Genomic DNA, 17,896 nt, shown 5'->3' with positions numbered 1-17,896 from the left:
TGGGCGCGTCCGATGCTGGACGCGCTCGAGGTCAGGTGTTGGGGCGTGTAGGTGAGTCCGGTGCTGCTCTGCTCGAAGCGTCCTGATGTTTTGGGGAGGCGACGGAATCGCGAAGGACCAGGGGACAGGGGAGAAGGGTCGGGTGAGCGGCGAACAGCTGCAGGTCGGTTTTTCCCTCGATGGCGTCGATCAGGTTTTCGGTGGCCCAGGCGCCCATTTCGTAGTGCGGAAGGGCGACGGTTGTCAGTGCGGGGTAGATGTTTTCGGCAATCAGTTGTTGGTTGTCGAAACCGACGATGGAAATGTCGTCCGGAATCCTGAGGCCAAGTTCCCCGGCGGCCCGGTACGCGCCCATGGCCATGCGGTCGTTGTAGCAGAACACGGCCGTGGGCCGGTTTGGGGTTTTCAGCAGGCGCAGCGCGGCCTGGTGGCCGCCGGGCACCTCCGAAGGCTCGGATTGGACGAGTTCTTCGTGATAGGGCAGCCCGGCATCTGCGAGTGTGTCTTTGAAGGCCTTGAGCCGGGAGTGGGTGGCCGGGACGTCGTCGGTGTTGTTGAGCATGCCGATGCGGGTGTGTCCGGCGTCGATCAGGGTTTGTACGGCCGACCTCGCACCGGCGATTTCGTCGGGGATGACGGAGGAAACGGTGTGGCTCATGTCTTCGGAGTCCACCAGGACGGCGGGGAGTCCGGCGAGGTTCTTCGGGACGACCAGTTTGCGGTGATACATGGTGGCGTACAGGATGCCGTCTACCTGCCGGTCCAGCAGATCCGCCACATCACTTTCCCTGGAATCCTGGGAGCTGGTGCTGGTGGAGTTGATGATCATGATGCGGTACCCGCGGGCACGTGCCGTCTCCTCGGCCCCCAAAATGATCCGGCCAGCGTGGGGGGTGGTGGCGATTTCCTCGCTGATGAACCCGATCATGCCCGAACGTTGGGTGCGCAGGGCCTGCGCCAGCCGGTTCGGGCCGTATCCGAGACGTCGCGCCGCTTCGTGGACCCGTTCCCTCGTCTCCGCCCCCACCCGGGCGTAGACAACGTCATTGAGGACGTGGGAGACCGTTGTGACCGAGACGCCGGCTGCGGCTGCCACGTCCTTGATTCCAACCGACTTGTTCATTGGTCTCCCACGTCCTTATGTTGATGCTGATTCTATGTCCGGGTACTTGCTGGGTACGTTCTATTCGTCCCAGAGGCCCGATGGCGATCCCCGGGGGTCTCGCCGGGCCTGAGCGGGCTACTGGGCCACAAGTGGTGCGTGTGCCGCCTGGAAACCGACCGTGGGTGTGGCCCTGAAGGCGTTGACAGCCCTGTCCGCGATAACTTGGGCGTCACTTCCGGAATCAAGGATCGTGTTCCGGGCTGATTCGGGATCGACCATGACGGCTGTAACGGCGAGGGCATCCGAAGCCTCGGTCGTCAACAGCGCGTCCACCTGAGCCGAAAAGCAGTCGTCACTTGACTTGGCGTGAACGTCCATCGCCACCACGTGGTTGCTGGAGACGAAGTTGCCACCCCCCGCCATCAGCCGGATGATGACAGGCGTCGCACCTGTTGGCCGGATGCTCTGTGAGTCGATGATCTCGGAGAAGTGGTTGCCGATGACAGAGTTGTTGCTGCCGCTGACACAGAGAAGTCCGCGGAGATCGTCCAGTCCGTTATCGACTCCCAGGAAAGGCGTCCAGGGCTCATGGTCACGCAGGAAGTGATTCGTGGCCACAAGGTTTTCCGAACTATTCGCTGCGAGAATCACCATGCCAGGGTAGAACGAATGCAAACGGTTGTTGGTGACGCTTGAACGCGTGACGCCGTCCAGATGGACGCTGCTCGCGCCACGGGGGAAGACGTTGTTCGCGGTTATCAGGAGCCCGCCATGGTTCTCGGCATAGATCGAGTGACCCTTGGGCCCTGCTCCGACCAGGTTGTCGGTGATCTTCGATGCCTGTCCCCACCCGCGCAGCTCGATGCAGCTTCCGCATTCAGCGACGAAGTTGTCATGTACGGAAAGCGCGTCCGCGTTGTAGATGGTGAGAGCGTTCTCAAGGTAGACGAACCCCATGCCGGTGACGCGGAACGAGTCATTGGCGTTCGCGACATAGATGCCGGTCTTGCCGTTGACGTAGCTGTTCTCGGGATGCATCCCCGAGCCATCCGGGGTGAAGTGCAACCCGTCGATGCAGAAGTTGGAGAACTCGACCGAACTGATCCGCGGGCTTCCGCTTCGCTCAACGTAGAACGCGGCTCCCTTGGATTTCTCCCCGTCTCCGCCGGGGGGAAGGTCGACGAGAATGCGGCTCCCTCCGGGCCACAGCTCATGCAAGTCGGGCCATTCGTCTTCGGGAACGTTGAACCGGATGCTCGACGACGTAAAGCCGTGTCCCGAGCCATGGATCCTGAGGAAGCTGACGTCGATCAGCACCTGCGTACGAAGGCGGTAGTCTCCGGGCGGAATGTAGATCACCGCGCCTGGCTTTCCTCCATTGTTCGCATCGGTGGCCGTCTGCCGGTCCTTGATGTCAGCGATGATGCTGTTGATTACTTCACCGACGTCCTCGGACGGATTGCCGACGGGCCACGTAGTCACGTCGTAGCAGTTGTTGCTTGACATAGGTTCTTCCCTTTGTGCTCTGGTTTCTCAGCCCTTGACGGCGCCGAGCGTCATGCCTGCGACGATCTTGCGCTGCAAGAGAAGAGTGAGAAGGATGACGGGGATCGAGTAGACGGCCGCGAGGGCTGTCATGGATCCCCAGTCCAGTCCGAACTGGGTCTGGAAGTTTGCGATGACCACGGGGGTGGTCTGGGACCGGACGGCGGTCATGAGCAGCGCGAACAGGAACTCGTTCCAGGAGGCAAGGAAGGCGAAGATCGCCGTCACGGCGATGCCTCCGGAGACCACCGGGATCACCACCCGCCACAGGGCTCCGAGCCGGCTGCAGCCATCCACTGTCGCGGCTTCCTCCAAGTCCTGTGGGACGGCCTCGAAGAAGCTGGACATGAGCCAGATGGAGAGCGGCAGCGAGATGGTCGTGTGCGCGATGGACAGCGCTATCGGGGTGTCGGCCAGGCCGACCGAGGCCATCATCGACGCCAGCGGGATGCCGATGGCAACGGGCGGCACCATGCGGGTGACCAGTGCGGCCATGATGAACACGCGGCCACTGGCTGTTTTGTAGCGGGTGATGCCGTAGGCCGCAGGGACGGCCAGGACGAGCGACAGCAGGGTGCTGATGACGGCGGTCTGGATGCTGTTGATGAACGACGCCGGCACCCCATTGCGGCCCAGGGCGTTGGTGTAGTTATCCAGCGTCCATTCCTTGGGGAGGATGGTCGGCGGTACGGCAATGGTGTCGATCGGGGTCTTGAAGGACGTGAACAGCAGGTACAGGAACGGGAAGCCGTAGAGGACGAGCGCCGCGGCGAGGAGGATCCACAGGATGGTCCTGGTGCTGCGCTTGCCGGCTTCGAGTCCTTCACGATTGACGCCGCGGCGCCTGCGGCCTCCGCCGGCCGACGCCGGTTCCGTGGTGGTCTGAGGCGCAGTCGCTGTTCGGCTTGGCATGGTGCTCTCCGTTTGGTGCGGTGCCGGCGCATTGCGGTATGCGATGCCGGCGTGGCGTGGCCGGTCGGGGACGGCGGCGGCCAGCATGCCGCTGTCGTCGGGGGTCTGGGCCGAGCTCATCAGGTGTCCTTTCCTGGCCGCCAGATTGTGGTTACGGCGACGAAGGCGATGGTGAGCATGGCCAGCAGGTAGATGGTGCCCATGGCGCTTGCGAGGCCTGGGTCGCCGAAGCGGATCATCGTCCGGTAGATGAGCAGGCTCATGGTTTCGGAGGCGGATTGTGGTCCGCCGTTGGTCTGGATGAGGATGGTGTCAAAAGCCCGTGCTGCGTCGATGCCGCGGACCACCAGCGCCACGGCGATGACGGGCCGGAGCAGTGGAAGAATGATCCGGAAAAGCAGCGACGGTGCGCGGGCGCCGTCGAGCCTGGCCGCCTCGATGAGGTCTCCCGGGATGTTCTGCAGGCCCGCGAACAGCACAAGGCACATAAACGACGTCGTGAGCCAGATGTCCGGGACGGCCACGGAGAAGAGCACGATGTCCGGGTTGGACAGCCAGCCGATCTGGTTGGGGTTCTGCAGGATGCCGGCCTGGCTCAAGAGTGTGCCGAGCAAGCCGAAGTTGTCGATCATGAGGAACTTCCACAGCAGACCGGCAACGATCGGGGCAATCATGAGCGGGTACAGGAACATGGTCCGCCAGACCTGGGATTTCCGGCCCAGGGTCGTGAACAGGAGGGCCATGCCCAGGCCCAGGGTGAATTCGAGGGTCACAACCATCAGGGTGTAGGCGAGGGTCCGCCATCCGGCACCGATGAAGGCTTCTGAGGTGAAGGCGCGGACGTAGTTGTCCAGGCCCACGAAGTCACGGGGGCCTCCGACGATCGGGGAAATTTTGAAGAAGCTGTCCGTGACCAACCGGAACAGCGGGTAGGCAACAAAGACTGCGAGGAACAACGCCGCCGGGGTCATCAGGTAGAGGGCGAAGCGGCGATCAGGGATGCGCACGGGATTCTCTTCCGCTGGTTGGGGCCGCGGCCGGCAACGCCATGGGCTGCTGCCGGCCGCGGAGTCTTACTTAAGGAGGGCCTGGATCTTGGACTTGGCGTCCGCCAGCAAGGTCGTGCTGTCTCCGCCGGCGACGGCCTTCTGAAGCATCGGAACCAGTACGGTGTCGACGATCTGCTGCCACTTTGCCGTTGCCGGACGGGTCGCCGTCGCGGGAGCGTTAAGTGTTTCGATCAGCGGTTTGAAACTCTCGTAGCCGGGCTGGTCCTGGTACTTCTGGAAGGCAGAGACTCGCGCAGCCAGGCCAAGGCTTGACTGGATGGCCAGATCATTGTGGTCGAAAGCGCACTTGACGAACTTCTTCGCGGCGTCCGTGTTCTTGGTTGCCTTGGGTACCGAGAGGTACCAGGGGCCGGGAACACCGGCAACACCGGCGGACCCGCCGATCATCGGGGCAGTTCCGACCTTCCCGTAGACGGGGGAGTCCTTGGGGATCTGCCGGTACGCGTGGGCCCAGAACTGGGTCATGGCTGTCTTGCCCTGGTTGAAGAGGTTCTGCGCGGCTGCCCAGTCGACCTGGGCCGCTCCGGCCGGGGCGTCCTTGACGAGACTGGTGTAGAAATCCAGCGCTTGTTTGTGGGCCGCATTGTCAATGACGACGTTATTGTTGCCGTCCAGGACCATGGGCGATCCGGCCTGCAGCACATGGGCGAGGTACTCGGTTTCAACGCCGCCCTTGACGTCCGTGCCGTACATGCCGTCTTTGGTGAAGAAGGCGGAGATGTCCTGGTACTGCTGCCAGGTCTTCGGCGCGGCGAGGTCGTAACCGTACTTGGCCTTGAAGTCGGCCTTGTTCTTGGCGTCCTCAAAGAGGTCCTTGCGGTAGAGGACTATCTCGGCGTTGGTCCACGCCGGCATTCCAATGAAATGGCCATCGACGTTGGCTTCCTTGACCAGTGAAGGGAAGATGTCCTTCTTTGCCTCGTCCGTGAAGAGCTCATCGATGGGCTGCAGGGCGTCCTTGAAACTGGGCAGCCACACGGAGTCAAGAGCCGCAACATCGAAGGAGACAGTGCCGGAGGAGAATTCGCTGGAGAGACGGTTGAACAGGCCGTCATAAGGGAGTTCAACGAAGTTGACGTTGACCCCGGTGTCCTTCTTGCACTGGTCGGCGATGGGCTGCAGTTCTGCATGTCCGCCTGCCTCCACCAGGACGTTGATGGAACTGCCGGCGGCGCCCCCGGACGTCGCCGGACCCCCTGCGCCGCATGCGGTCGCGGCCAGGATCACCGCGGTTGAAAGGCTGCCGAGAGCGGCAAGCCTGGAGATTGTTTTTCGAGAGGACATCGCTGTCGACTCCCTTTCTCGGGAACGGAATACGAAGACGGGATAGGATGAAAAACCGTTTTGCCAAAACGACTTGGCATTAGATTACGCGCAGGGCGCGGAGGGTGTCAAGGGTCACAAATCATTGGTAGGCGCGTCGGATGTGCCAAAGACTTCTGTCTGAATTTTGGCGTTGACAGCCGTCATGCCGTGCTCCTAGTGTCATCTCTGGTTAGCCCAAACGGTTTGGCACATCAGTTGTGACATAAGTCCAGATGGGACATCAGCCGTTTCCCGGGAACAAAAGCGTGATGCCGTCGAGGCAGATGACAAGGACAGTCAAGTCTTCGGCGGCCGACCCGGCAGCGCCCGATTCTGAACAGCAGCAGTCTTATCTCACAGAGGAGAACCCGTGATAACTGGCAAGAATCTAGAAAAAGCGAATCCAAGCCGCCGCCGGCTGATCGGCGCGGGAGCCGCCGGAACGCTTGCGGCTGCATTGACTTTCGGAACAACGCAGGATGCTAATGCGGCCGACGGCCAGCAAGGCGCACCCCTCAATTCGCCCAACACGTACGACGTAACCACCTGGAGGATCAAGGCGCACCCCGACGTCACCGCGCAGTCCGACATCGGGGCGGTCATCAACGACATCATCGCCGACGTCAAGCAGCGGCAGTCGTCCCCGGACGCGCGTCCCGGAGCCGCGATCATCATCCCTCCGGGCGACTACGACCTGCACACCCAGGTCGTCGTCGATGTGAGCTACTTGACCATCGCAGGCTTCGGGCATGGCTTCTTCTCCCGAAGCATCCTCGACAACTCGAACCCGACCGGATGGCAGAACCTCCAGCCCGGAGCCAGCCACATCCGCGTCCTGACCTCTCCGAGCGCGCCCCAGGCATTCCTCGTCAAGCGGGCGGGGGATCCGCGTCTTTCAGGAATCGTGTTCCGGGACTTCTGCCTCGACGGAGTCGGTTTCACCCCCGACAAGAACAGCTACCACAACGGCAAGACCGGAATCGAAGTCGCCTCCGATAACGACTCCTTCCACATCACCGGCATGGGATTCGTCTATCTCGAACATGCCCTGATCGTGCGCGGCGCGGACGCGCTCCGCGTCAACGACAACATGATCGCCGAATGCGGCAACTGCGTCGAGCTCACCGGGGCCGGGCAGGCGACAATTGTCAGCGGAAATCACATGGGCGCCGGTCCTGACGGGGTTACGCTTCTGGCCGAGAACCACGAGGGCCTCCTCGTCACGGGCAACAACCTCTTCCCCCGGGGCCGCAGCCTCGTCGAATTCACCGGCTGCAACCGGTGCTCGGTCACTTCGAACAAGCTCCAGGGCTTCTACCCGGGCATGCTCCGCCTGCTGAACGGCTGCAAGGAAAACCTCATCACGGCCAACCACATCCGCCGGACCAACGAGGGGTACCCGCCCTTCATCGGCCGCGGCAACGGCCTCGACGACCTCTACGGCGTCGTCCACGTCGCGGGAGACAACAACCTCGTCTCGGACAACCTCTTCGCCTACAACGTCCCGCCCGCCAACATCGCCCCCGCCGGCGCCCAACCGACCCAGATCCTGATTGCCGGAGGGGACGCCAACGTGGTCGCGCTCAACCACGTGGTCAGCGACGTCGCTTCGCAGCACGTCGTTCTCGACGCATCGACCACCCACTCGAAAGTGCTCGACAGCGGGACAGCCTCCCAGATCACCTCCTACAGCTCGGACACGGCAATACGTCCGACCCCCTGACAGACCAACGCGCCAGGAATGCGTCCCGAGGCCTGGTCTCGGTCCTCGGGGCGCGCTCCCACGCATTGATCTGCCCTGCCGGCCGCTGTCGTCAGGGCAGAAATGTCACCTAGTCGATCATCGGGCCGAGGCCTCGCCAGACACGCCGGTGTTGGCCGATCCATCCGCCCCGTGAGGTGAGCCAGGCGTGCTCGGGGCAACGAACCTGTCGAAGGCCAGATTAGGGATGCCGGAGAAACACTCCAGAGCTTTGCGGGCGGCAAGGAAAGGCTTCCTTCTTCGCGTTCGCGTCAATCAACTTTTGCTCCCTCGATGAGGCCCGCAGATCTCTGGGCCCTCTCCTGATAACCACCGAGCAGGTGTACGTCGCCCAAAGGCGCCGACATTCCTGCAGGGGGCTTCGCCGACCAGTGCTGCTGATTTCGGGCGATTCGTGTGCCAAGGTGCTATGGCCAGAGGCCAGTGGTTGTCTCGTCGACCGCAAACGTAACGAGTGGCGGCCGTCCAGATCGAGTTTGCCGGCCGCGTCAGCGGGGTATGAGCAGGCTGATTTGTGTCCTGATGTCCTGCACCAGTGCTTCAGTTTCCAATCCAGCGTTTACGCTTGCGGCCATGCTGACAAACATGATCGCGGAGACAATGCGCGCCGCCGTCGTGGCGTCACCCGCGTCGGCCAGTTCTTCCCTGTCGAGTATGGCGGCAATGGCCTCCTCGGTTTGCCCAACGATGGATAGAGCAGCGCTGTGCTGTGGCTCCGTGGGGTCGCCGAAGACCATTTCCCGCAGGTAGAAGCGTCCGTTGTCGATCTGGGTTCGGTTGCACTCCACGATCGGCCGCACGACGGCCATCACCGCACCCAGGGCATCTTGGATGGTTTCAGCATCCGCCCGGCCCCGCTCGAGAGCTTCGGCGTAGTCGGCGTTCTGAACGAGGAGGAGGAGTTCTCCCTTGGTTTTGGCGTAGAGAAAAAGGGTTCCGGTGCCGATGTCGGCTTTGTCGGCGATCTGCTGGGTGGTGACGTCCTCGACCCCGTATTCGGCGAACAGCTCACTGGCTGCGGCGGTAATGCGGTCCAGCTTCTGCTGTTTGTTCCGCTCGCGCCGTCCGAGCGGCGGGGACGTGACGGGCATGGGTTCCTCCGGAGATAAACTGACTCGACTCAATAATGAGTATATCGACGCGCGGAAACCGGCCCTCCAATCGGCGCCCTCACTCTTCGTAGTGGGGGAGGATCCGCCCATGCTTGACATACGTCAATGCTGCTTCAACGTCATAGGCATGGATGGCGGAGGCCACTGGCTTCAGCTGATGTGAGAGGTTGTGGACAGCAGTGCTGCCAAAGAAGGCAGCGCGGGCTGCAGAGTCGGCAAATCCCAGGATGATTGACGCGTGGAAGCGTTGGTCCGCCGGGTTGTCGTGGGCGACGTCGGGGGTGTCCCACATCTTCTCAATCCATGGCATGAATGACTGAGTGCGCAATTCCTTCACCATCCCAGTGTCAGCCAGGGCAGGAACAAGCCCCTTCTTCACGAGCCGCCTAAATTCGCCCGCGCGGACACCGGGACGGCGGCGGAGGTAGATGATCGCGCAAGCACCGACAGTCTCTGCCGGGGAATACGTTGACCTCGTCCTTGTAGGCCAAGGCGGTCTGCTTGCGCCCCTTGAGCGGCGAAAGCGCGGATTGGAAGGTGACTTCCGCTATGCCGTCGATCTTCCGGTCCGCGGGGATGGTGGTCTCGACCCCTGTGGTTGCGGGCCATAGGCCGGGGTTGTGTTCGGCGAGGTGGATCTGCCGGTATTCCTCCAGCCCTGGTGTGGCGGCGATGATGCCGGAATGTGGGCCTTTCCAGTAGTCCATGCCCGTTTGGCGGGACTGCTCCTTGCGCACCCATAGCAGGACCGAGGAGGAGAAGCGTCTTTTCACGGGCGGTTGCGTGGTTGGTGGTGAGGTGCCATTGATGCCTTCTTATCGCGAGCGTGGTGGTCAGGGGGCGAGGAATTCGACGACGGCGGGTGCGAACCAGGTGTGGTACTGGAAGACACCACCGTGGCCGGAGTCGGGGTAGATGATCAGTTCGGATCCCTTGATACGGCGGTGCAGTTCTTCGGAGAGCGCGGAGGGCACCATGCGGTCGTTGTCGCCATTGGCGATAAGAGTGGGGTGCGTGAGCGTGGACAGGTCCGAAGGGGCGGAGCGGCCGAACGCCTGGATTGCCTTCAGCTGCATTTGGAATGCACGGGTGCTGATTGGCTTGTCACGGTTTTCAGTTCGCTCCTGAAGGCGTTTGATGAACGCTTTCGCAGCGGGTTTGCCGGTGGTGTTCCGGTTGAAGAACAGGAATTCCTTGGGGTCGGACCGGGTCAGGGTTGCCCGGAGGATGTCCCAGTAGGTGGTGCCGACGACCTTATCGATGTCCTTGCCGCCTCGCGGACCAGTACCGGTCAGCACGAGCTTGCGGACAAGCTCGGGATGTTTGATGGTCAGGTCCTGGGCGACCATGCCGCCCAAAGAGAAAGAAAACACATCGATCTTGTCGAACCCAAGGGCCTTGATGAACGTATAGGCGTCGTCGGCCATTGCCTCGATGTTGTCGGGAACCCGTCCGGTGGAGGCGCCGACGCCGGGCTGGTCGAAGGTAATGACGTGGCGGTTCTTGGCAATGGGGTCGATGATACGGGGGTCCCAGTTATCCATTGTGGCTGCCAGGTGCACGAAGAACACGACGGGGATGCCGCCCTTGGGCCCCAGCTCGCGGTAGGCGTAGCTGACGCCTCCGGCGGTGATAGTGCTGGCAGGTGCCTTCGCGTACGAAGTGACGACTGGTTGGTTCGGGGGGCGGTGTTGTCCATGACGGTTGTTCTCCTGGATTCTCTGCGTGAATAGTGGCTGGCGGCGGGTCAGCTGGTGACTGTGAGCACTGCTTTGCCCCGGAAGCCCCCTGCGGCCAGGGATTGCAGTGCCTCTGGAGCCTGGCCGAAGGTGAAGACTTTCCCTACGATGGGGCGCAGCACGCCGGCGTCAACGAGGTCGCTGATCTGACGTAGTTGGTCGCCGCTGGCACGCATGAAGAGAAACTCATAGCTGACGCCGAGCTTCCTGGCTTGCCTCCGGATCTTGCGGCTGAGCCCGGTGATCGCCACGCGCAGTATGGGGTTGAGGCCTGCTTTGCGGGCGAATGCCGGATCGGGCGGCCCGGCGATCCCAATCGCCTTCCCACCGGGCTTGAGGATGCGCAGTGATTTCTGCAGGTTTTGCCCTCCGAGGCTATCCAGCACCAGATCGTATCCGCTCAGGAGCTGCTCGAAGTCCTGGGTGCGGTAGTCGATGACGATGTCAGCGCCGAGGTCCCGCACGAACCCGGCGTTGGAGCTGCTGGCGGTGGTTGCAACGGTCGCGCCGAGATGCTTGGCCAGCTGGATGGCGATGGAACCGACTCCGCCAGCGCCGGCATGAATGAGAACTTTCTGACCTGGCTGCAAATTGCCCTGCTCGACGAGGGCCTGCCATGCGGTAAGAGCCACCAGCGGCAGCGAACCGGCCTCCTCCATGCTGGCCGAGACGGGCTTGAGCGCAAGGTCTTCCTCCGCGACGGCAATACGTTCGGCAAATGTGCCGATGCGGTCCTCGTTGGGACGGGCGTAGACCTCATCGCCGGGCTTGAACCCGCGCACCTTTGTCCCGATCTGGAGGACGGTGCCGGCGAGGTCGTTGCCCAGGATTAACTGGAGCTTGTAGGGAAGGATCTGTTTGAACTCACCCAGGCGGATCTTCTCGTCCAGCTGGTTCAGGCCGGCAGCCTGCACCTGCACGAGCACGTCCAGTTCGCCGACGGTCGGTTCAGCAACCTCGGCTTCGCGCAGCGGTTCCTTGTACTTGTTGATCACGAATGCCCGCATGCCGCGATGCTCCTTCCGGGTGGATGTTCTTGTAGTAGGCGCCGGTGGCAACGGCACTTTCGCCGTGGTGCGACTTCCGGCTAAAGTGACTACAATCAATTATGACTGAACTCAGTTTAATGTCAAGGAGTAGAAGAAAGCGCCGTGGCGATGAGTTTGATTCATCACCACGGCGCTTCTGCTGTTTCTAGGACTTGCTGGGCGCAAGTTGGGGGTAGAGCGCCTCGATGGGGGCGCTGAGTCCGGCCTTGAGCTGGGCGGATGTCTCGTCGGCGAGGACCTCGTAGTCGCCGGCTTCGACGGCATCCAATACCGTGGTGACTAGATCGGCCGGGTCCATCTTGGGGTCGGTGGCATGCGCGGCCATTGCCGTGTCGACGTAGCCGACGTGGACGCCCACCACGTGTACCCCTGCGGAGGCGAGCTCCAGGCGCAGCGAGTTGGTGGCCGACCAGAGGGCGGCCTTGGTGGCACTGTAAATGCCGCCGACGGCGTACCAGCTCATGGCGGAGTGGATGTCGATGATTGCGGATTCGGCCTTCGCTGACAGGATCGGTGCGAAGGCGCGGGCGAGGAACAGCGGGCCAAGGAAGTTCGTCTCGACGTTGGTCCGGATTTCCGCGTCGGTGTGGGTAAGGATGCCCGGGGTTGCAACGGACGCTCCGGCGTTGTTGATCAGCACTGTGACGTCGCCGGCAGCCTCGACTGCGGCCCGTATTGAGTCCGGGTCTGTGACGTCGAGGGTCAGCGGGACGATGCGCTCGTCCTCCCAGGTGCGCGGGGTGCGGGCGGTGGCGTAAACCTTGCTGGCGCCGCGTGCGAGGGCGCCGTGGACGAAGTGGGTTCCGATGCCGCCGTTTGCGCCGGTGACGAGGACGACTGCTCCATTGAGTGAGTGCATTTCACGAACTTTCCTGTGTTGATTTCCGTCCGCGCCGGTCGGCGTGGATGGTGCGGGATTAGGCGTGGGCAAGGGCCGGGTAGTCGGTGTATCCGGCTGCCCCGCCGCCGTAGAGAGTGCTGGGATCCAGCTCGTTCAGGGGGGCGTTTGAGCGCAGGCGCTCAACGATGTCGGGATTGGCCAGTGCGAAACGGCCCAGTGGGGCAACGTCGGCAAGGCCGGCCGCGACGTCGTCGGCTATCTGCTCACGGTTGCGTCCGTAGCGGACCACGAGCACCGCGGTCGGCCATATATCCCTGAGGGAGCGGAGCAGTTCGTCGTCGCCTGCATGGTGAAGGTGCAGGTATGCCAGGTTCAGGGTCGCGAGCTCCCCTATCAGGTGCCGGTACTGGGCGCGCACGCTCTCGGTGTCGCCCTCGTTGATTCCACCTAACGGCATGGCGGGGGAGAGGCGGATACCCACCCTGTCTGCGCCGATTTCATCGGCGACGGCCCGGGCGAGTTCGATCACGAACCGCGACCGATTTTCTACTGACCCGCCGTAAGCGTCGGTGCGGTGGTTGGCATTGGGGGAGAGGAACTGGTGCAGCAGATACCCGTTAGCGCCGTGGATTTCAACTCCGTCGGCGCCGGCTGCAATGGCCAAAGCTGCCGCGAGGCGGAAGTCAGCCACGGTGGCCTGGATATCCTCCGTGCTCAGCTCTCGCGGTGTCGGCGTCTTCTGAGGCCCGGTCGGCGTGAAAATATCCTGATCTGCGGGGATCGGCGAGGGCGCCACGGGCTGTCGATGGTGAGGAGTGTTGTCCGGGTGGGACATGCGGCCCGCATGCATGAGCTGGATGAACACCGCCCCGCCCCGGGCGTGAACTGCTCCGGTGACGCTTCGCCAGCCCTCGACATGCTCGGGGGTGTAGATCCCCGGCGTGTTTGCATAGCCCTGTCCGTCTGCCGACGGCTGCGTGCCCTCGGTGATGATCAATCCCAATGAGGAGCGCTGCCCGTAGTACTCGGCCGCCAAGTCGCCCGGCGTACCATCCGGGTTGGAGCGGCTTCGGGTCATGGGTGCCAGCGCGAGCCGATGGGATAGGTCAAGGCGGCCAAGAGTCAGTGGTTGCCACAGTGAAGAAAGGGTCATGGGTTAGTCCTTTTGCGTTCGATGTTTCAGAGCATCACCGCCGTACAGCCGATGTTCGGCCGCCGTGGACGCTGAGACCTGCTGCTGCTCCACGGATAGTGATTGCACTCATAACTGAGTATGCTCAGATAATATTCCCTGAGAATCAGGAGGACAAGAAGCGAACGGTAAGAAGGCTCTGCTCTGTCCGCCTTGAATGCCGAGGGTCCAAAGCCGCTAGGCCCAAGTGGGCACCGCATACCGCGGGCGAAGTCCGTCACAGTCGGCCCGCGGCGGCGGACCTGGCTTCGGGCCGGGGCTCTCCGGGCGGCGAAGAAACTGCGGGCAAGCTACCTGGACTCCAAGGTCAGCAGCCACAAGACTTGCGAACTATGAGTTCGGCGGTGAGGGGCTCGATCCCGCCGCCCGGCTCTTCCGGTGACAGGGTTGGCGCAAGAAACCCTCTCTGTGGAAAGGTACAACCGGGACAAGCCTTGTACAACCTCACAGCGTGCTCCGGAGGCCACCTTGTGTCGTTCGGGGAGGCGGACCGATTGAACTCCCCGGAGGCAACTTGCTGGGCGATATCCGGCGGCAGGACCGTACAAGATGAAATCGCTCTCGCTGTCACCTTGAATCGATGGCGAGGACGTGCTGTTCCCCTTCATACACGGGCTTAGTTGGTCCGGGCACGGTAAACAGGAAGTACGCGTTTCAGATGCGCGAGGTCGGCCTGCTCGCCTCCGCCTTGGCGCGTCCCGCGACGGCGGTCATGGGCACCGAAGCCTATCCCCAGCTGGCCATGAAGGCGGCGGCGCTGCTCAAGTCCCTGGCTGGGTTTCATCCGCTCATCGACGGCAATAGGCCAACCGCCTGGACGCTGATGGTCCTGGTGCTCTGGATCAACGGTTACCGCCACGGCTTCTACACTGAAGAGGGCTCCGACCTGGTTGTCGGAGTGGCCGCCGGTCACATCGATTTGCAGCGCAGTGCCGTCCTGATCGAGAAACACCTGATTCGACGGGAGGCCCGTTGAGACGTATCCCAAGCTGAAGGCTATGACTCTTGATCTGAGGTCGGCGGGGTGTTCGAAGGCCCAAAAGAACGTGTGCACAATGTGCACACTCTTGCCGTCGGACTCGGTCATACCGGGGTCGGATTGGGCCGTACTCAGCATGTTTTCGGGAGTTCTCTGTCTTTTCAAGGGTTGGAATGCGGTTCGAGTCCCACCTTGGGCACGTGTTTCCGCAGGTCAGGGGGCCTTTGGCCCTCTGGCTGTGCACAAGTCTTCTTTTATGGGCCCCTTCGGGGGCTCTTTTTGTCGTGGCCGGTTGTGGGCCCGGGCACTTCCTTTCCTTGGGATGGGCAAGGGTTCTGTGTTCTTGCTTGTTCATGGTGGGCTCGACAAGGGGCTACATGACCTGTGAGGGTTTTGGTGGCCTGGACTTTTGGTCAAGACGCGGGTTGGGCAGCTAAAGCCCGGGCTGTAAGCCAGTGACTAATGCAATTCGATGCGGCCCAGGCCCGTGTCCAAATGTCTTCAGACCCCGCGTGGGCCTGCCGCCAGCTCGGTGGTCCGGTGACCCCGAGAGTCGGACATGGCCTCCACCCTGCTGGCCGATGCTGGCAAAGGCAATGTCCGTTGGGACGTCACCGCTCATCCGCCTTGTTGTTCAAGGGGCCGTCTGCATCGACTGCCCGCTTATACACCGCGCGTGTCTGTCGTATTCGGGCGGCGTTCTGATAGCGGGAGCACGGCTGGGCCGAGGGGCCGGAGTGCAACTTGGGGAACCGGGACCGATCCAAAAGTTCGCGAGGAAATAAGCGACGAAGAAGCGCCGAACGAAGTTTTGGATCGGGACCGGCGCGTGGCACCTGGTTGCGCGGAGGACCCGCCCAGCGACCATGGAGCATCAGAACGACAGCCAAGCACCTTCCGGTCCTTTATGGTCGTTCGGGAAGGATGGGGCATGACGTGATCCGTGCGGTCTGGTCCTCCAGAAAGCCGCAGCCCGCCAGGGTGGTCTGCGCGCCGCGGTGATCTTCCAAGGCCCGTTCTGTTCGTTCGACGACGTGGGACCGAGGCGTCGGTGCGCGGAGTTGTTGCGTTCGTCACATTTCATGCCTAGGCTAGCGTGGGCGGTCGCAGCGTCGCGGCCGCTCACGAAGGTAGGAGCATCATGACAGACAAGCTCAACGTCCTTGTCCGGGTGGACCTTGATTGCGCCCACGCTCAGATAAGGGCCCAAGGCCGCGTGACGGCTCAGAGCATCGATGCTCTTTATGTCATCGTCAAACGCGCCAACGCGCTGATGTCGGGGTTGGCTGTGGAAATCGATATGGTCCATGCCAGTGTCGAATCTGACGCTCTGGATCAGTTGCGCGCCTGTTCCCTGTCGCATCACCTGCCAGCGCACATTGATCCGTTCCAGTCGAACTGCAGACTCAGCATCCTCACGGCCGGGGATGATTTCGCCGCGACGGGGACTGCGGCGCGGGCGGCTTGACCTCCCATGCCCGGCATAGCCGCGCACCGGAGTGTTGGCCTGTGCCGGTGAGGGCGGACCTTCCTCCAGCATAGGAGGCTCCGACGACCTATGCCCGGGCAGGGGAGATACCCACCCTGCCCCGCCACTTCGCGCCCGCGGGGCAGGTCATGTATTCGGTGCCCGCAGCGAGCAGGGGGCGACGCAGGTATCGAACGGTTCCTCCGGTTGAAAACAGGTAGCCAACCCTCAAGCGGCAGTATGCGTCGTGGCATAAGGTCTATTTGAGGGTCGTTTCTTTGAAAACTGCTCTCGGCGGTAGCTGTGCCAATGCCCGGAACAAGGGTGACACCGGGCATTGGCGCGTTTCTTCCTGGGCCTCGCGGAGGCTGTGCGAACATGCCGAAGGCGCGCTAACGCCGGCCACGCCAGTGACCTAGGGGCCGGGTCGGTCCTGTGGCAGGTTGTATGTGGGGCGTCCCAGGGGTTGCTGCTGGGGCTCTAGTCCGTTGCCGCTGGTCCGGTAATGTGCAGGCCCGGGAACGTCCTGCTCTTTCCGTTCTTTCCCGGGCGCAGCCGCGCGATGCGGAGTGCGGTGCCGAAGGCGTGAACTGGTGGGCATGGGGCAGGAGAATCTCCGTCTCTAAACGTAAGGGGCTGCTGGAGCGGGACAGGACCTTGTGGGCGACAGACCGCTTGTTGGCCGTGTGCCGGCCGGGTCGGCGGAGGGAGGACGCCAGCCATCCGGCCTCGATTCGTTCACCTTAGGAGCGTTGCAGCTGGTGTTCGATACCGTCTTCTTTTTCGTTCGCCTCGACGTGGACTCAACCTCGCCAGAGGACCGTGATGGCCTCGCCGGTGGGCACTGCGTTGACGTGCAACGATACGTCCAGGCCATTGGGATCACGGCGCGGGTCCGTGCCGGTGTCGGTGTCGGCAATGATTTCCTGGGTGAGCCGGTCCAGGGCGACGGCCATCGCACGTCCCCGATCGGCCAGACGGGTACTGGTTGCCTCCACGGCCACCGACCGGGCGGGCCTCGTTGTCACGTCAGACTCTGTCTGCATGCGTATCTCCCTCGGGAATCTGCACAGGAAGTGCGGGGCCACGGTGCGCAGACAGAACCCCAACAAGGCTGCCGTGGTCCGATGGATTCAACCGTCATGACGAACGGGCCACCGCGCTCCTCGTTGGCCCTTCGCAGCGGGGTTGGCCTCTCTTAGGGACAAAGAGCTGGGCTGTCGACGAAGATGCAGTTGCTCTCCGCGCCCTCGTGACCGAAGCGGACGGCTATCCCTTCTTTCAAGCCTACGGCCGCTGCTCCGGCCCACCGTGCCCGGAAATGACTTCAAACGATCTACGGTTCCTCCAGAACTGTGTGGGCAGGGTCCTCGAGCCCATGGCGACTCTCTTCTCAGCCGTGCGGCACCCTGGTTAGGTCTTGTTGTGGGTTCTTCGTATTTTGCGGGCGTTGGATCGCAGTTGGATGATCCTTGCCGCACCGGCCGCGGCCACGAGGATTCCTCCGGCCACGGCGGCGATGAACAGTGCCATGCCCAGGGAGACCGACCCTCCCAGCCCGAGGAATAGAACGTTGACTGGTTGCTGGTTCTGCAGGATGAAGATGATTAGCAGTATCAGTGCGAGCAGGGCAACGATGACGGCGGCCCAAATGACGCCGGCGCGGGTTGTTCGGGGTTTTGGTGCGGCGGCAGCCCGGGGCGCCGCCTCGACTGGCTGCGAGGTGCCTGCCGTCCCAGGCGTGGTGTTGGTCGGCGCCGGACCTTGAGGCTGTTCTCCGGGCACTTGAGGCGTCGCTGGGTTCGACGTCATGATGG

The 17,896-nt window shown here is 62.7% G+C and carries 17 protein-coding genes; 3 read left to right on the top strand and 14 right to left on the bottom strand.

The window, feature by feature from the left end; genetic code table 11:
• Window positions 1–31: 31 nt before the first annotated feature.
• The 5 genes from AC3ANQ_RS13585 to AC3ANQ_RS13565 all read right to left on the bottom strand — a co-directional run bounded on the left by AC3ANQ_RS13585 (window position 32) and on the right by AC3ANQ_RS13565 (window position 5,916).
• The gene (locus AC3ANQ_RS13585; RefSeq protein WP_488301537.1) at window positions 32–1,123 is read right to left on the bottom strand and encodes a LacI family DNA-binding transcriptional regulator; all 1,092 of its coding nucleotides are present in this window, start codon (window positions 1,121–1,123) and stop codon (window positions 32–34) included.
• A 117-nt stretch (window positions 1,124–1,240) separates the two neighbouring features.
• On the bottom strand, window positions 1,241–2,611 hold the full coding sequence (locus AC3ANQ_RS13580; protein ID WP_488301536.1) for a right-handed parallel beta-helix repeat-containing protein: 1,371 nt from the start codon (window positions 2,609–2,611) through the stop codon (window positions 1,241–1,243).
• A 27-nt stretch (window positions 2,612–2,638) separates the two neighbouring features.
• Window positions 2,639–3,562: a carbohydrate ABC transporter permease gene (locus AC3ANQ_RS13575; RefSeq protein ID WP_488305328.1), complete on the bottom strand. Its 924-nt coding sequence runs from the start codon at window positions 3,560–3,562 to the stop codon at window positions 2,639–2,641.
• A gap of 119 nt (window positions 3,563–3,681) precedes the next feature.
• Window positions 3,682–4,569 carry a carbohydrate ABC transporter permease gene (locus AC3ANQ_RS13570; RefSeq protein ID WP_488301535.1) on the bottom strand — a complete coding sequence of 296 codons (888 nt, stop codon included), beginning with the start codon at window positions 4,567–4,569 and terminating at the stop codon, window positions 3,682–3,684.
• Window positions 4,570–4,635: 66 nt separating this feature from the next.
• Window positions 4,636–5,916 (bottom strand): ABC transporter substrate-binding protein, encoded by a 1,281-nt coding sequence (locus AC3ANQ_RS13565; RefSeq protein WP_488301534.1) that lies wholly within the window; start codon window positions 5,914–5,916, stop codon window positions 4,636–4,638.
• A gap of 394 nt (window positions 5,917–6,310) precedes the next feature.
• On the opposite strand from AC3ANQ_RS13565, the gene AC3ANQ_RS13560 reads away from it, so the two are divergent.
• Window positions 6,311–7,660, top strand: coding sequence for a NosD domain-containing protein (locus AC3ANQ_RS13560; RefSeq protein ID WP_488305327.1), 1,350 nt, complete (start codon window positions 6,311–6,313; stop codon window positions 7,658–7,660).
• Between the two features lie 527 nt (window positions 7,661–8,187).
• Here the strand turns inward: AC3ANQ_RS13560 and AC3ANQ_RS13555 are convergent.
• From AC3ANQ_RS13555 to AC3ANQ_RS13525, 7 genes are all read right to left on the bottom strand, one after another.
• Window positions 8,188–8,790 (bottom strand): TetR/AcrR family transcriptional regulator, encoded by a 603-nt coding sequence (locus tag AC3ANQ_RS13555; protein ID WP_488301533.1) that lies wholly within the window; start codon window positions 8,788–8,790, stop codon window positions 8,188–8,190.
• 79 nt (window positions 8,791–8,869) lie between these two features.
• The gene (locus tag AC3ANQ_RS13550) at window positions 8,870–9,190 is read right to left on the bottom strand and encodes a hypothetical protein (protein WP_488301532.1); all 321 of its coding nucleotides are present in this window, start codon (window positions 9,188–9,190) and stop codon (window positions 8,870–8,872) included.
• Between the two features lie 7 nt (window positions 9,191–9,197).
• Window positions 9,198–9,584: a hypothetical protein gene (locus AC3ANQ_RS13545; RefSeq protein ID WP_488301531.1), complete on the bottom strand. Its 387-nt coding sequence runs from the start codon at window positions 9,582–9,584 to the stop codon at window positions 9,198–9,200.
• Window positions 9,585–9,644: 60 nt separating this feature from the next.
• Window positions 9,645–10,355: an alpha/beta fold hydrolase gene (locus tag AC3ANQ_RS13540; RefSeq protein WP_488301530.1), complete on the bottom strand. Its 711-nt coding sequence runs from the start codon at window positions 10,353–10,355 to the stop codon at window positions 9,645–9,647.
• A 203-nt stretch (window positions 10,356–10,558) separates the two neighbouring features.
• Complete coding sequence (locus AC3ANQ_RS13535; RefSeq protein WP_488301529.1) at window positions 10,559–11,557, bottom strand: NADP-dependent oxidoreductase; 999 nt, start codon at window positions 11,555–11,557, stop codon at window positions 10,559–10,561.
• Window positions 11,558–11,744: 187 nt separating this feature from the next.
• Window positions 11,745–12,458 (bottom strand): SDR family oxidoreductase, encoded by a 714-nt coding sequence (locus AC3ANQ_RS13530; protein WP_488301528.1) that lies wholly within the window; start codon window positions 12,456–12,458, stop codon window positions 11,745–11,747.
• Window positions 12,459–12,516: 58 nt separating this feature from the next.
• A complete protein-coding gene (locus AC3ANQ_RS13525) occupies window positions 12,517–13,593 on the bottom strand; it encodes an alkene reductase (RefSeq protein ID WP_488301527.1) in 1,077 nt (358 codons plus the stop codon).
• 697 nt (window positions 13,594–14,290) lie between these two features.
• On the opposite strand from AC3ANQ_RS13525, the gene AC3ANQ_RS13520 reads away from it, so the two are divergent.
• Entirely contained in the window at window positions 14,291–14,608 is a 318-nt protein-coding gene (locus tag AC3ANQ_RS13520) for a type II toxin-antitoxin system death-on-curing family toxin (protein WP_488301526.1), read from the top strand.
• Window positions 14,609–15,752: 1,144 nt separating this feature from the next.
• Window positions 15,753–16,079: a hypothetical protein gene (locus AC3ANQ_RS13515; RefSeq protein ID WP_488301525.1), complete on the top strand. Its 327-nt coding sequence runs from the start codon at window positions 15,753–15,755 to the stop codon at window positions 16,077–16,079.
• Window positions 16,080–16,882: 803 nt separating this feature from the next.
• Here the strand turns inward: AC3ANQ_RS13515 and AC3ANQ_RS13510 are convergent.
• Both AC3ANQ_RS13510 and AC3ANQ_RS13505 read right to left on the bottom strand, forming a co-directional pair.
• Window positions 16,883–17,125 (bottom strand): hypothetical protein, encoded by a 243-nt coding sequence (locus tag AC3ANQ_RS13510; protein WP_488301524.1) that lies wholly within the window; start codon window positions 17,123–17,125, stop codon window positions 16,883–16,885.
• Window positions 17,126–17,492: 367 nt separating this feature from the next.
• Window positions 17,493–17,891 carry a LapA family protein gene (locus AC3ANQ_RS13505; protein ID WP_488301523.1) on the bottom strand — a complete coding sequence of 133 codons (399 nt, stop codon included), beginning with the start codon at window positions 17,889–17,891 and terminating at the stop codon, window positions 17,493–17,495.
• Between the last annotated feature and the right edge of the window lie 5 nt (window positions 17,892–17,896).

This window comes from Arthrobacter sp. DMZ02-1R, assembly GCF_057747935.1.
Note: the sequence above shows the minus strand (reverse complement) of the source record. Positions and strands in the feature narration are given on the sequence as shown.

What these genes read in the sequence shown, in the direction of transcription:
- AC3ANQ_RS13585 (WP_488301537.1), bottom strand. Translation starts at nt 1,123, where the DNA reads ATGAACAAGTCGGTTGGAATCAAGGACGTGGCAGCCGCAGCCGGCGTC.
- AC3ANQ_RS13580 (WP_488301536.1), bottom strand. Translation starts at nt 2,611, where the DNA reads ATGTCAAGCAACAACTGCTACGACGTGACTACGTGGCCCGTCGGCAAT.
- AC3ANQ_RS13575 (WP_488305328.1), bottom strand. Translation starts at nt 3,562, where the DNA reads ATGCCAAGCCGAACAGCGACTGCGCCTCAGACCACCACGGAACCGGCG.
- AC3ANQ_RS13565 (WP_488301534.1), bottom strand. Translation starts at nt 5,916, where the DNA reads ATGTCCTCTCGAAAAACAATCTCCAGGCTTGCCGCTCTCGGCAGCCTT.
- AC3ANQ_RS13555 (WP_488301533.1), bottom strand. Translation starts at nt 8,790, where the DNA reads ATGCCCGTCACGTCCCCGCCGCTCGGACGGCGCGAGCGGAACAAACAG.
- AC3ANQ_RS13540 (WP_488301530.1), bottom strand. Translation starts at nt 10,355, where the DNA reads ATGGATAACTGGGACCCCCGTATCATCGACCCCATTGCCAAGAACCGC.
- AC3ANQ_RS13535 (WP_488301529.1), bottom strand. Translation starts at nt 11,557, where the DNA reads ATGCGGGCATTCGTGATCAACAAGTACAAGGAACCGCTGCGCGAAGCC.
- AC3ANQ_RS13530 (WP_488301528.1), bottom strand. Translation starts at nt 12,458, where the DNA reads ATGCACTCACTCAATGGAGCAGTCGTCCTCGTCACCGGCGCAAACGGC.
- AC3ANQ_RS13525 (WP_488301527.1), bottom strand. Translation starts at nt 13,593, where the DNA reads ATGACCCTTTCTTCACTGTGGCAACCACTGACTCTTGGCCGCCTTGAC.
- AC3ANQ_RS13520 (WP_488301526.1), top strand. Translation starts at nt 14,291, where the DNA reads ATGCGCGAGGTCGGCCTGCTCGCCTCCGCCTTGGCGCGTCCCGCGACG.
- AC3ANQ_RS13515 (WP_488301525.1), top strand. Translation starts at nt 15,753, where the DNA reads ATGACAGACAAGCTCAACGTCCTTGTCCGGGTGGACCTTGATTGCGCC.
- AC3ANQ_RS13510 (WP_488301524.1), bottom strand. Translation starts at nt 17,125, where the DNA reads ATGCAGACAGAGTCTGACGTGACAACGAGGCCCGCCCGGTCGGTGGCC.
- AC3ANQ_RS13505 (WP_488301523.1), bottom strand. Translation starts at nt 17,891, where the DNA reads ATGACGTCGAACCCAGCGACGCCTCAAGTGCCCGGAGAACAGCCTCAA.